Annotated in this window: 10 protein-coding genes and 1 pseudogene; 6 read left to right on the top strand and 5 right to left on the bottom strand. The window is 63.7% G+C overall.

Annotation, left to right across the window (positions count from 1 at the left end; genetic code table 11):
• The first annotated feature begins 30 nt into the window (after positions 1–30).
• Together GGD40_RS01150 and GGD40_RS01145 are read left to right on the top strand one after the other, a co-directional pair.
• Positions 31–990: a LysR family transcriptional regulator gene (locus GGD40_RS01150; RefSeq protein WP_179744828.1), complete on the top strand. Its 960-nt coding sequence runs from the start codon at positions 31–33 to the stop codon at positions 988–990.
• A gap of 399 nt (positions 991–1,389) precedes the next feature.
• Entirely contained in the window at positions 1,390–2,274 is an 885-nt protein-coding gene (locus GGD40_RS01145) for a LysR family transcriptional regulator (protein WP_179742539.1), read from the top strand.
• 111 nt (positions 2,275–2,385) lie between these two features.
• Here GGD40_RS01145 and catA read toward each other — a convergent pair whose 3' ends face one another.
• From catA to GGD40_RS01120, 5 genes are all read right to left on the bottom strand, one after another.
• Positions 2,386–3,294, bottom strand: coding sequence for a catechol 1,2-dioxygenase (gene catA, locus GGD40_RS01140; RefSeq protein ID WP_179704157.1), 909 nt, complete (start codon positions 3,292–3,294; stop codon positions 2,386–2,388).
• A gap of 99 nt (positions 3,295–3,393) precedes the next feature.
• Positions 3,394–4,527 carry a muconate/chloromuconate family cycloisomerase gene (locus GGD40_RS01135; RefSeq protein WP_179742538.1) on the bottom strand — a complete coding sequence of 378 codons (1,134 nt, stop codon included), beginning with the start codon at positions 4,525–4,527 and terminating at the stop codon, positions 3,394–3,396.
• A gap of 187 nt (positions 4,528–4,714) precedes the next feature.
• Positions 4,715–5,497 carry an ATP-binding cassette domain-containing protein gene (locus GGD40_RS01130; RefSeq protein ID WP_179742537.1) on the bottom strand — a complete coding sequence of 261 codons (783 nt, stop codon included), beginning with the start codon at positions 5,495–5,497 and terminating at the stop codon, positions 4,715–4,717.
• Complete coding sequence (locus GGD40_RS01125; RefSeq protein ID WP_373565309.1) at positions 5,497–6,435, bottom strand: ABC transporter permease; 939 nt, start codon at positions 6,433–6,435, stop codon at positions 5,497–5,499. The genes GGD40_RS01130 and GGD40_RS01125 overlap by 1 nt, the downstream gene beginning before the upstream one ends.
• Before the next feature lie 59 nt (positions 6,436–6,494).
• On the bottom strand, positions 6,495–7,583 hold the full coding sequence (locus tag GGD40_RS01120; RefSeq protein WP_179742535.1) for a sugar ABC transporter substrate-binding protein: 1,089 nt from the start codon (positions 7,581–7,583) through the stop codon (positions 6,495–6,497).
• Positions 7,584–7,958: 375 nt separating this feature from the next.
• On the opposite strand from GGD40_RS01120, the gene GGD40_RS01115 reads away from it, so the two are divergent.
• The 4 genes and pseudogenes from GGD40_RS01115 to GGD40_RS01100 all read left to right on the top strand — a co-directional run bounded on the left by GGD40_RS01115 (position 7,959) and on the right by GGD40_RS01100 (position 12,639).
• Complete coding sequence (locus tag GGD40_RS01115; RefSeq protein ID WP_179742534.1) at positions 7,959–9,482, top strand: sensor domain-containing diguanylate cyclase; 1,524 nt, start codon at positions 7,959–7,961, stop codon at positions 9,480–9,482.
• Between the two features lie 127 nt (positions 9,483–9,609).
• Positions 9,610–10,329, top strand: a pseudogene (locus tag GGD40_RS01110) (HPP family protein); the annotation flags it as partial.
• A gap of 91 nt (positions 10,330–10,420) precedes the next feature.
• Positions 10,421–10,837 (top strand): MarR family winged helix-turn-helix transcriptional regulator, encoded by a 417-nt coding sequence (locus GGD40_RS01105; RefSeq protein WP_179704147.1) that lies wholly within the window; start codon positions 10,421–10,423, stop codon positions 10,835–10,837.
• Positions 10,838–10,839: 2 nt separating this feature from the next.
• A complete protein-coding gene (locus tag GGD40_RS01100) occupies positions 10,840–12,639 on the top strand; it encodes a chloride channel protein (RefSeq protein ID WP_179742533.1) in 1,800 nt (599 codons plus the stop codon).
• The last annotated feature ends 52 nt before the right edge of the window (positions 12,640–12,691 follow it).

Below are 12,691 nucleotides of genomic sequence, written 5' to 3'. Positions count from 1 at the left end.
CCGACCCACTGAGGCGAACCGATGACCCAACTGCGCGCGGACGTCACGCGTTTTCTGAACGACCGGCTCGACTGGAACCTGCTGCGCACCTTTCTGGTGATCATGCAGGAGCGCAGCGTGAGTCGCGCCGCCGCGCGTTTGCATCTCACGCAACCGGCGGTCAGCCAGGCGCTCAAGCGGCTCGAAGACACGCTCGGGCGCACGCTGATCCAGCGCCGTGGTCCGCACTTCGAACCCACGCGCGCCGGTGAAGAGGTGTATCGGATCGCGAGCGATATCTACGGCCACATGTCACGGCTCGAAACCGAACTCGACGATCGCAGCGACGACATCACCGGTTCGATCCGGCTGCTGACCGTGAGCCGGATCGACTCGGGCGTCTACGACGAATTCCTCGCGGAATTCCACAAGACCTATCCGCGGGTGGATTTCCAGATCGAGGTGATGCGTTCGTCGGACATCATCTCGTCGCTGTTGCAGAAGACCGCGACCGCCGGGCTCGGACTGTGCCGCACGCCGGTCGACAAACTCGAACAGCGCTGTTTTCTGCGGCAACGGTATGCGCTTTTCTGCGGCCGGCATCATCGGCTGTTCGGGCGGCATGCGTTGTCGATCGATCAGTTGCTGGCGGAAAATTTCGTGTCGTTCACCAGCGACCAGATCGGCGACAGCCTGTCGCCGCTCACGGTGTTTCGCGATCAGCGCGGTTTCACAGGGCGTATCGTGGCCGCGTCGCCGAGTCTCGACGAAGTGCGGCGGCTGATCTTCGCGGGTTACGGCATCGGCTGTTTGCCGGAGCACATCGTGCGCGACGATCTCGCGCAACAGCGGTTGTGGCGCCTGCCGCCGGATGAAGGTCTGGTCGATGTCGATATCGATCTGCTGTGGCTGCGCGCGCGCAAGATGAATGCCGCCGAGCAGGCGTTTCTCGACGGTATGGAGCGCACGATGCAGCGCTATGCGCTGCCGGAGCGGCTCGCGCCGCGTTGAGCGCAAACCGTGAGCTGTTGCAGTGGTTTGGCGTTTTACGGCGCTTCAGCGTTTTTCGGCTTCACGGCTTCCTGCGCAGAAACGCGATCTGCGCGGCCACGCTAGCCAGCACCGCCAATGCACCCAACGTATCCAGAATAGTGGGCCACACGTTCTCACCTCCCCTTTGCTTTGACCGGTTGCTGATTAAACGACCGCACGCGCCATTAGTTGAATGCCGGGCACGAGGAGACAGATAAATTGCCGCGATAAGCGCGATTGTCGATTGCCTGTACGCTGCCCACAATGCGTAAGATACGTACCGTGACTTAGGCCAGGACTAAGGCTGAAATCCAGGCAGAATCCAGGCTGAAACCCACGCCGAATCCTGGCGACCCGTCATCTACTTCCACGCCCTCCATGCGCTTCGATCTCGTCGACCTACGGCTGTTTCTCTACATCCTCGAAACCGGCAGCATCACCCACGGCGCGGCACGCGCGAACCTGTCGCTGCCGTCGGCGAGCGCGCGGCTGCGCGGCATGGAAGACACGCTCGGCATGCCCCTGCTCGAACGCGGCCGGCGCGGGGTGGAATCGACGCCGACCGGCGACACGCTCGCGCATCACGCGCGGCTCGTGCTCGGCCAGATCGAACGGATGCAGGGCGAGCTCGGCGAGCATCAGGAAGGCCGCAAAGCCTGCATTCGCCTGTGGACCAATTCTGCGGCGATCACCGAGTTTCTGCCGTCGCCAATCGGCCGATTTCTGCGCGATCACCCGAACGTGCAGATCGATCTGAAGGAACGCCAAAGCAGCGAGACGGTGAAAGCGGTGCTGACCGGCGCGGCGGAGATCGGCATCATTTCCGATGCGGTCGAACACGGCGCATTGCAGACGCTACCGTTCGCGGTCGACAAACTGGTGCTGATCGCGAGCCGCGACGATCCGCTCGCGCAGTTGGCCAGCACCACGCTGGCGGAGGTCGCCGGGCGGGAATTTATCGGCCTGAGCGCGGACAGCGCGTTGCAGGCCTACCTCGGCGAGCGAGCGCTGATGGCCGGCCGCACGCTCAGTTTCCGCACCCATATGCGGACCTTCGACGGCGTCTGCTGCATGGTCGAGCAAGGTGCCGGCATCGGTATCGTGTCGGCCGCGGCGGCGCGGCGCTATCGCGACACGCCCGGCATCAGCACGATCGAACTCGCCGATAGCTGGGCGACCCGCCAGTTGCTGATCTGCATGCGCGACCGGGACGCGATGCCACGCGCGGAGAAGGCGCTCGTGGAGCATCTGGCGGGGCTGTGAGCTTGCACGCGTTGAGGTCACACGTTTTGAGGCCTTACGCTTCGAGGTCGCATGCTTCGAGGTCACGCGCTTCAAGGCCTCACATTTCGCGAGGCCCCATGCGTTGAAGCCTCACGCTTCGGCGCGCACACGCTCCACTTCGGCATCCGGCAGGTTGTCGCGCTCCTTGAACAACGTGAAGTCGAAATCGATCAGCGCGAACCGACCGTCCACACCATACGCCTGACCTTCCACGCCTTCGGCCTGTTTGACGGCCGGCACGAGACCCTCACGCGTGGCGAACGCGAAGTCGTCCCACAGATACGGATCGCCGTCGATATTGATCTGCGTGGTCAGCTTGCGACAACCCGGCGCGGAAATAAAGAAGTGGATATGCGCCGGTCGATGCCCATGCCGACCCAACTGGTCGAGCAGCAATTGCGTCTGACCTTGCGGCGGCACGCTATAGCCCACCGGTACGACGCTGCGAAAGCTGTACCTGCCCTCGGCATCGGTACGAATGGAGCGGCGCAGATTGAAGGCCGGCTGCGATTTGTCGAAGTACGAGTAGTTGCCGAGATGATTCGCGTGCCACACCTCGACCAGCGCATGAGCCAGCGGCTGGCCGCCTTCGCCGAGCACGCGGCCGCGCATCACCAGCGTCTGGCCCGGATCGGTGCCGTCGTCGAGGCGCGCGTGCCCTTCCGACAGCGGCGCGCCCGCCACATACAACGGACCTTCGATCGTGCGCGGCGTGCCGCCCTCGATGCCCGCCTTCGCCTCCGCTTCGTCCAGACGCAGATCGAGAAAATGCTCGAAGCCTAGACCCGCAGCCAGCAATCCCAGTTCGCCGCTCTTACCGGCTTCGCCGAGATAGTTCAGCGCGGTCCAGAATTCGTCGGGCTGCACGTCGAGGTCTTCGATCGTATGGAATAGATCGCGCACGATCCGGTGGACGATCTGCTTCGCGCGCGGATTGCCCTCGCGGCTGGCGCTGTCGTTGATCTTTTGCAGCAGGGCGTCGATGGCTTGCGGGTTCATGGGGTATCTCCTTCGTTTGATGTTCTGGATGGCTAGCGGATGAGCCTTCCGTGCGTACTGATGCGGGTGCTGATGCGGGTAACGCTGAGCGGCGAAGCGCTAGTGCGTGGCGCGCCGCAGGCGGTCGATCTTGTCCCAGTCGAGCGCGATGCCCAGACCGGGACCGTCAGGCAGATGCAGCGCGAAGTTCTCGTAGCGCAGCGGTTCGGTGAGAATTTCTTCGGTGAGCAGCAACGGTCCGAACAGCTCGGTGCCCCACTTCAGCTCGCCGAAGGTGCTGAAGAGTTGCGCGGAGGCCATCGTGCCCACCGCGCCTTCGAGCATGGTGCCGCCGTAGAGATCGAGATGCGCGGCCGCCGCAATCGCGGCCACTTGCGACGCGCCGGCCAGACCGCCCGACTGCGCGATCTTCACCGCGAAGACGTCGGCGGCGCGCTCGCTCGCGAGAGCGAACGCATCGGCGGGACCGTGCAGCGCTTCGTCGGCCATGATCGGCACGATGGCGAGGTCGGTCAGGCGTTTGAGGCCCGCGCGGTTGTGCGCCGCGATCGGCTGCTCGATCAGCGTCACGCCGGCGTCGGCGAAACGGCGCGCGGCCCAGATTGCTTCGGTTTCACTCCACGCCTGGTTCACGTCGACCCGCACTTCGCCGCGGCCTTCGAGCGCCCGGCCAATCGCGACGACATGCGCAACGTCGTCGGCCAATGCGCGGGCGCCGATTTTCAGCTTGAAAATACGATGCCGTTTGGCCTCGTAGACGCGCGCGGCTTCGTCGATATCGCGCTGCGTGTCGCCGCTCGCGAGCGTCCACGCGACCTCGACGGAATCCCGCACGCGGCCGCCGAACAGCTCCGACAAGGGCACGCCGAGGCGCTGCGCGTGCGCGTCGAACAACGCGGTTTCCAGCGCGGATTTCGCAAACCGGTTGCCCTGGAACAGCGTGCGTACGTTCGCCATCGCGGCGCCTGGGCGCGTGACGTCCCGCCCTTTGAGCAGGGGCGCGAAATAGGTGTCGATATTGATCTTGATGCTCTCGGGGCTCTCCTCGCCATACGCGAGCCCGCCGATGGTAGTGCCTTCACCGACACCGACAATGCCGTCGGCGCAACGAATGCGCACCAGCACGAGGGTCTGGCAATTCATTGTCGCGACCGAGAGGCGGTGCGGGCGAATCGTCGGCACGTCGACGAGGATCGTCTCCACGCTGTCGATCTTCACGGGTGCTGCTGTCATGCGATGCCCTCCTGAACTGCGCTCCTGAACTGCGCGACTGAGGACACCATGGTAGAAACAAACTCGTGAAGTCGTCCAACACCGATTACGACTACTTCCATACCTTGGCGGTATGGAAGGCGAAGCATTCAGGGAGCTGTAGGTTCAAGCGGAATCACGCTGCGATGGCGTAACAAAACAGCCGGGATCACTGCGCGGCGCTGCGCATTTCCCGATACTCGCGCCGCACGATCTCCATCAGTTCCGCCACCGAGGTACTGGCCGCTTCCCGCTGATAGGTCACGCGGCCGCGCTGCATCAGCATCACGCGATCGGCGATATCGAGCGTCTGCGCGTAGTTGTGCATGATCATGACGATGGAGAGGCCGCCCTTCTCTTTCAACCGTAAAATCAGGTCGATAATCAGCCCGGCCTCGCGAGCGCCCATGGCCGCGAGCGGTTCGTCGAGCAGCAGAATCCTGGCGTTGGAATTGACCGCGCGCGCCACCGCGATCGCCTGGCGCTGCCCACCCGACAACTGCTCGACCGGCAGATCCACCGAAGGCACGTGCACGCCGATCTCGTCGAGACACTCGGCGGCGCGAGCGCGCATTGCGCGATTGTTCAACAGCCGGAACGGACCCCGGCGGATGATCTCGCGATTCAGGAACATGTTGTGATAGATACTCAGCGAGTTCGCCAGCGCCAGGTCCTGATACACGCATTCAATGCCCAGCGAGCGCGCGTGATCGACCGAGCGAAGCAGCGTTTCCTCGCCATGCACGAAGAGCTTGCCGCTGGTCTGCTGATGAAAGCCGGTCAGAATCTTGATCAGGGTCGACTTGCCCGCGCCGTTGTCGCCCAGCACGCCGAGTATTTCGCCCTGCCTGAGCGTCAGACCCACGCCGTCGAGCGCGGTGACCGCGCCGAAACGCTTGACGATATCTTCACCGCGCAGCGCTTCGGGTAGCACTTCCGGTAGCGTCGCCATCACAAGTCGCCCTTGCGGGCGAGCCGAACCACGTGGATGTTGAAGATCATCGCGGCGAGAATCGCGGCGCCGAGAATCATGTTGAACGTGAACGCGTTGATGCCGATCAGCGTGAACCCATCGTTGAGAATCCCCAGCACCGCCGCGCCGATCAGACCGCCGATGATCGTGCCCGATCCGCCGGCCAATGGCGTACCGCCGATCACCGCCGCGGCGACCGCGAGGAACATGATCTGGTTGCCGCCCGCTTGCGGATCGATCGAGGTAATCCGGAAGCCTTCGAGAATGCCCGTGAAGCCCGCGAGCACCGCCGCAATCACGAAGTTGCCGAGCTTCAGGCGTCGAACGTGAATGCCGGCCTCGCTCGCGCCAAGCGGATTCGCGCCGCCCGCAATGGTGTGCAAACCCCAGCGGGTATGCCGCAACAGCACATGCATGATGGCCGCGATCGCGACCGTCCAGATGATTTCGCTGTAACCCCACGCGCCCATGAAGGCCGCGAAATTCGCATTGTCCGGCGGCGAGACCGGCGTGCCGCGCGAGATCGTCAGCGTGAAACCGTTGACGAAAAAGAGCGTCCCGAGCGTGGTGACAAACGAAGGAATACGCAGATACACCGTGACCGCGCCGTTGATCAGCCCCACGAGCGACGCCGCCAGCAAACCGGCAAGCAACGCGGCCCACACCGGCAGACCGGCTTCGGTCGCGAAGTGCATGATGAACGGCGCGAACGCGAACACCATGCCGGCGGACAGATCGATCTCGCCGCCGATCATCAGCATGATTTCGCCGAACGCAATGAGCGCGACCGGCGCAATGAACTGCGACAGGTTTTCCAGGCTCGCGCCCGTCAGCAGGAAGTCATGATTCGCGGTTTCGAAATAGGCGCACAGAATCAACGCCACCGCGAGAATGCGAATCTCGCTGGAACGCCAGATGCGCCCCGACCCGAAGCGCCGGCGTTCGCGAGAGGTCGAGGCGTCCGTCACGGAAGACGTCACCCTTTGATCCCACCCGTATGCGGCACGATCTGAGGCTTGGTGCTCTTGCCTTCGTAACGCGTCGAGGTGCTCAGATACGGATCGACGCTGCCTTTGGTGACGAATTTCAGCCCCGTGTTCACGTTCGCCGGCCCCACCAGGCCGCCGGAGGCGAGAAACACGAATGCCTGCACCACGGTATAGAAACCTTGCACGTACGGCTGCTGGTCGATCGTGAAGTCGAGAAAGCCGTCGTGGATCAGCTCGACCGTGCGCGGCAACAGATCGAAGCCGCCGCCATGCACCCCCTTGGACGGCAGGTTCGACGCCTTCATCACTTCCGCCACGCCTTGCGTGCTGCCCGCGTCGACGGCGAACATGCCTTTCAGGTCCTGATGTCCCAGATAGAAGGATTTGATCTTGGAGAGTTCTTCGTTGACCGTGGCGCCGGTCGCGATGGTCTGCACGTCGATCTTCTTGCCGGACTTCTTGATCGCGGCGACCGCGCCGTCGAGTCGCGGCTGAATGTTTAGTTGGCCCGGCGTTGCGATGAAGAGCGCGACCATGCCGCTATCGATCAGGCTCGCAATGCGCTCGCCCATCTGATACCCGGACAGATACAGATCCTGGCCGATGTACGCGAGTCGTGGATTGGACGTGCCCTGCGGCGCATCGGCGTTATAGGCAAACACGGGAATGCCGGCGTCGAGCGCGGCCTGGATCGGTTTGTCGAAGGCTTTCGGATCGACGATCGGCACGGCGATCGCGTCCGCCTTGCCGGCAATGGCCGCGTTGACCGCGTTCACCATCTCGGCGATATCCGCATTCGCGGAGCCGGTCCATTGATAGTCCATGCCGAGCAACGCCGTGGCGTCCTGAATGCCGTACTGCGTCGGCACGAAGAACGGATTCGTCGTGACGTGGTTGACGAACACGATCTTCCAGCGCTTGTGGTCCGGAAACGGCCCGCCTTCCGCCGCCCGGGCCGCCTGTGTCGCCGCCAGGCCGCCGCCGAGCAGCGCCAGCGCCGCGCCGAGGCCCGCGCCTTGCAGCAGTCCGCGGCGTGTGTGTTGTACGTCGTCCTTGTCTTCCTGTTCGTCCGCCATGTCAGTCTCCAGTCGTTCAGTTATGGAATAACTCGCTGTGTGCATGACGGCGCTGGCCAGGAAAGCGCCGGTGCCGGGCTCCACCACACCCACAAAACCTGTGTGCATGCGCGTGCGCCAGACAACCCCGAAGAAAATCCTATATCACGAACTTTTGCCCTTTAATCGATGTATACCCTGAACCTGTTAGACGATTGATCAGTACGCTTACCGTTAGCCAACGGCCGCCTGAAACAAACGGCAACAGGCGGTTTAAGCCTGATACCATGGGCACCGCATCAGTGAAGCAGGATGCCCGGCGGACGCTGCCGCCACGGTGTCCTCCTGACGACCGCCCTGGCGTCGCCAAAGCCGGGCTTGCGTGGTCCGAAAAAGATGATAAAAACGGAAAACGATCTGGTTGCGGACTTCCGGGGGCTGGTCACACGGAAATTCGCGTCGTCGTCGCTGCTCGTTGCGGCATGCGGCGCGGTGATCGCGATCGTAATGGTCGGTTTATGCGGAATCGTGCTTTACCAAAGCCGCCAGGACACGCTCGATCACACCCGCGACACCTTGCGCGATATCGCGCTGATCGCCGAACGCGACATAGAGCGCAATTTCGAGCTCTACGACCTCTCGCTGCAAGCCGTGGTCGACAACGTCAAGGACCCGGAGGTCATGGCGCTGTCGCCGAGAATGCGCCGTGAGGTGTTGTTCGACCGGGCTGCCAGTGCCAAATATCTGGGCTCGATCCTCGTGCTCGATGCCAAGGGCAATATCGTTATCGATTCCGGCAGCGACGTGCCGCGCCAAGGCAATTTCGCCGACAGAAAATACTTCATCGTTCACCGCGACAATCCGAACGTCGGCACGTATGTCAGCGATCCTTACGAGTCGCGGCTGAGAAGCGGGTCGCCGAGTATCGCGCTGACCCGGCGCATTTCGAATCCGGACGGCTCGTTCGGCGGCATCGTGCTGCTGGCGGTCAACCTCGAGTATTTCCACACGCTGTTCGCGGGGCTTTCGCTGGGGCCGCACGGTTCACTGTCGCTGATCGGCAAAAACGGCGTGATGGTGATGCGCCAACCTTACGATCACAAGGTTATCGGCCGCGATATCCACAACGCCAGCACCTTCCGCCACTTCATGGCCGCCAACGAAGGCAGCTTCGAAGATACCGCGTCGATCGACGGGGTGCGGCGCCTCTACTGGTTCAGCAATTTCCCCAATACGCCGCTGATCATCATGGCCGCCGCCGCGGAAAGTGACATCTATGCGAACTGGCGCCGCCGCGCGCTGACAATCGGTTCGCTGATGGTCGTGTTCGGCTCGGTGTTTATCGGCTTGACCTCGCTGCTCGGCATCCAGTTGCGACGGCGCATGCGCGCGGAGTCGGAATTGCGCCTGCTGGCGCGAACCGACGGCCTCACGGGTTTGAACAATCGCCGCAGCCTCGGCGAGATTCTCGATACGGAATGGCGCCGCGCAAAACGCACCCGCAGCATGGTGTCGCTGCTGTTCGTCGATATCGACCGGTTCAAGTCGTACAACGATACCTACGGCCACCAGGCCGGCGACGATGCGCTAGCCGCGGTGGCGCGCTGCATTACCGACAGCATCCGGCGACCGGCGGATACCGCCGCGCGTTACGGCGGCGAGGAATTCATCGTCGTGTTGCCCGATACGCCGGCGGAAGGCGCAACGGAAATCGCGGAACGGATTCGCAACGCCATTTCCAATTGCGCGATCGAACACGCCGGCAGCGAGTACGGACGCGTGACGGCGAGTATCGGCGCGGTCAGTTGCGAACCGCAGCGCGATGACGAAGTGACCGCCGTAATCAAAGCCGCCGACGAGGCGCTCTACGACGCCAAGGCAAGCGGGCGCAACAAGGTGTCGCTGTCGTCGCGTGTGTAGGGGTTGAAGCCCGCCAGCAATTTATATCACATTGACATATAATTGCGGCCACCGCGCCTTCGCGTTGCCGGGTTCTGTCCGGCAATTTCGCGCCGGCATTGTCTTCAACCTCGCTCGTCCCTACACCGTGTTCCATTCCGTCGCACTTCGCTGGCTGGCCAGTTTTATCCCCGCACCGGTTTCCGTGCGATGGCAGGAACGCGTGCGTTCCTGCCTCGGCGCACTCGTCGGCATCGCGTTCACCAGCGGCTCCATGCGTTTGCTGCTTGGGCCTGCGGCGAATATTCCGTTGCTGGTCGCGCCGATGGGCGCCTCCGCCGTGCTGCTGTTCGCCGTGCCCGCGAGCCCGCTGGCGCAGCCCTGGTCGCTGATCGGCGGCAATCTCGTTTCTGCCGCAATCGGTGTGACCTGCGCCAACCTGATCGGCGACCCGACGCTCGCCGCCGCGCTAGCCGTCGCGCTGTCGATCTGCGGCATGTTCGCGCTGCGCTGCGTTCACCCGCCGTCCGGCGCGGTGGCGTTGACAGCGGTGCTGGGCGGCCCCGCCATTCATGCGCTGGGCTACCGCTTCGTGCTGGAGCCGATCGCGATCCAGTCGGCCGCGCTGCTGGCGGCGGCGCTGGTTTATCACGCCGCAACCGGCCACCGTTACCCGCACGCGCACCGGCCGAGCCGCGCCGCGACCGGCAACGCCAACGTTACGGGCGAGCCGCCGCGCGCCGGCTTTACACGCGCGGATTTCGAAGCGGTGCTGAAGCGTCGCAGTGAAATGCTGGACATCGATCCGGACGACCTCGAAGCGCTGCTGCATGAAGTGGAACTTCAGGCCATATCGCGCGGTTTCAACGGCAACGCGCAAAGCATGCAAAGCGTGCACGGACCCGCAGCGCGAGCCATTGCATCATCTCGTGATACGAATTCAAACCAGCAGACACGCCATGAAAGCACGCACTAACGGCTTGAAAAAAACCGACTTCGAGCAACTATCGGAGTTTCGCTACCAGATGCGGCGTTTCGAACACTTCTCGGAACAGGCGGCGCAGAGCGAAGGCATCACGCCGCTGCAGTATCTGTTGCTGCTGCATATCAAGGGTTATCCGGAGCGCGACTGGGCGAGCGTCGGCGAACTGGCCGAACGCTTGCAGTCGCAACATCACGGCGTGGTCGCGCTGGTGTCGCGTTGCGAAGCGCTCAATCTGGTGCGCCGCCAGGTTAGCGAAACCGATCGCCGCCAGGTGGAAGTGCATCTTGAGAAAGCCGGCGAACGGGTGCTGGCGCGACTGGCGGAATTGCACCGGGCGGAGTTGAAATCGCTGCAGGGCGCGTTCCAGGTTCCACAGATCGACTACGAGTAATCATGAGCACAGCGTCACACAAGCGCGATTTTTCAGCCAACGCGCGGCTGCCCGGCATTTTTGCGTTAGCCGCGTGCATCGGGGCGGTCAGCACGCTCGCGGCATACGTGCTGCTGAATCTGATTCGCCTGTTCACCAATCTGTTCTTCTTCGGCACGCTGTCGTTCGTCGAACGCTCGCCGGCCGGGAATACGCTCGGTCTGTGGGTGATCGGCGTGCCGGTGATCGGTGGTCTGATCGTCGGCCTGATCGCGCGTTACGGTTCCGAGAAAATTCGCGGCCATGGGATTCCCGAGGCGATCGAAGCGATCCTGTTCGGCAAAAGCCGCATGTCGCCGAAAGTGGCGCTGCTCAAGCCGCTGTCGTCCGGCATCGTGATCGGCAGCGGCGGCCCGTTCGGCGCGGAAGGCCCGATCATCATGACGGGCGGCGCACTCGGCTCGCTGATCGCGCAATGCGTGAAGGTCACGGCGGCGGAGCGCAAGACGCTGCTGGTCGCCGGTGCGGCCGCCGGCATGACCGCCGTGTTCGGCACGCCAGTGGCGGCCGTGCTGCTGGCGGTCGAACTGTTGCTGTTCGAGTGGCGGCCGCGTAGTTTCCTGCCGGTGGCGATCGCCTGCGCGGTCGCCGGTTTCGCTCGCGCGCTGTGCTTCGGTGCGGGCCCGCTCTTTCCGCTCGAAACCACCCCGCCGGATAGCTGGGCGCTGCTGTCCTGCGTGATTGCCGGCTTGCTGTCGGGCGCGCTCGCGTCCGGGCTTTCCGCTGCGTTGTACAAGACCGAAGATCTGTTCGGCAAGCTGCCGCTTCACTGGATGTGGTGGCCCGCGCTCGGTGGGATCGTCGTCGGTATCGGCGGCTGGCTCGAACCGCGCGCGCTCGGTGTCGGTTACGACGTGATCGGCGACCTGCTGCATCAGCACATCGCGTTGCAAATCGCGCTGCTGCTGCTCGCCGTGAAGGCCGTGATGTGGGTCGTCGCGCTCGGCTCCGGCACCTCCGGCGGCGTGCTCGCACCGCTGTTGATGCTCGGCGCCGGCCTCGGCACGGTGCTGTCGCACTGGCTGCCTGGCAACCAGCCGGCGCTGTGGCCGCTCGTCTGCATGGCCGCCACGCTGGGCGCAACGCTCGGTGCCCCGCTGACGGCGATCGTGTTCGCTTTCGGCCTGACCCACGACAGCAATGCGCTGTTGCCGCTGTTGACGGCCACGCTGATCGCGCATGGTTTTTCGACGGTGGTCATGCGCCGTTCGATCATGACGGAGAAAATCGCGCGGCGCGGTTATCACATCTATCGCGAGTACGGCGTCGATCCGCTCGAACGTCACTACGTCGACGAAGTCATGACGGCCGCCGTCGATTCGATCGATGCCAGCATGACGGTCGGCGCGGCACTGAACGCGTATTTCGGCGCCGGGCAGTTGCGTCGCGCCTATCCGGTCATACGGGACGGCGCGGTGATCGGCGTGGCCGACCGAGCGGCACTCGACCGTTTCTGTCGCGACGATGAAGCGCTTGCTCGCGCAACGACACTCGCCGACGTGTTCGCTCAAACCACGCCGGTCTTTGCCTTGCCGTCCGAAACCTGCCGACTCGTCGCCACGCGGCTCGCCGTGCAGGGACTTGAACGGCTGCCCGTGGTGGCCGACGGCAAGACTTTGCGCCTCATCGGCATCGTGTCGCGCAGCGACCTGGTGAAGCCGTCGTTGAGCCACTTCGAAGAAGAACACAAGCGGGAACGCTTCAGAAGGCTCGTGCCGACGCCGGCCAGGCGGCGTTTTGCGGCGGGTCGCAAAGCCGGCTGAAGGCAACCGCCGCCCGCGCCACGGTGGGAAACCGCGTGGCCAACCGCGGCAA

The organism is Paraburkholderia bryophila, assembly GCF_013409255.1.
GTDB lineage: Bacteria > Pseudomonadota > Gammaproteobacteria > Burkholderiales > Burkholderiaceae > Paraburkholderia.
Note: the sequence above shows the minus strand (reverse complement) of the source record. Positions and strands in the feature narration are given on the sequence as shown.

Excerpts from the sequence above, each read along its gene's own strand:
- GGD40_RS01100 (WP_179742533.1), top strand. The coding sequence starts at position 10,840 with ATGAGCACAGCGTCACACAAGCGCGATTTTTCAGCCAACGCGCGGCTG.
- GGD40_RS01130 (WP_179742537.1), bottom strand. The coding sequence starts at position 5,497 with ATGGCGACGCTACCGGAAGTGCTACCCGAAGCGCTGCGCGGTGAAGAT.
- catA (WP_179704157.1), bottom strand. The coding sequence starts at position 3,294 with ATGAACCCGCAAGCCATCGACGCCCTGCTGCAAAAGATCAACGACAGC.
- GGD40_RS01105 (WP_179704147.1), top strand. The coding sequence starts at position 10,421 with ATGAAAGCACGCACTAACGGCTTGAAAAAAACCGACTTCGAGCAACTA.
- GGD40_RS01135 (WP_179742538.1), bottom strand. The coding sequence starts at position 4,527 with ATGACAGCAGCACCCGTGAAGATCGACAGCGTGGAGACGATCCTCGTC.
- GGD40_RS01145 (WP_179742539.1), top strand. The coding sequence starts at position 1,390 with ATGCGCTTCGATCTCGTCGACCTACGGCTGTTTCTCTACATCCTCGAA.
- GGD40_RS01120 (WP_179742535.1), bottom strand. The coding sequence starts at position 7,583 with ATGGCGGACGAACAGGAAGACAAGGACGACGTACAACACACACGCCGC.
- GGD40_RS01115 (WP_179742534.1), top strand. The coding sequence starts at position 7,959 with ATGATAAAAACGGAAAACGATCTGGTTGCGGACTTCCGGGGGCTGGTC.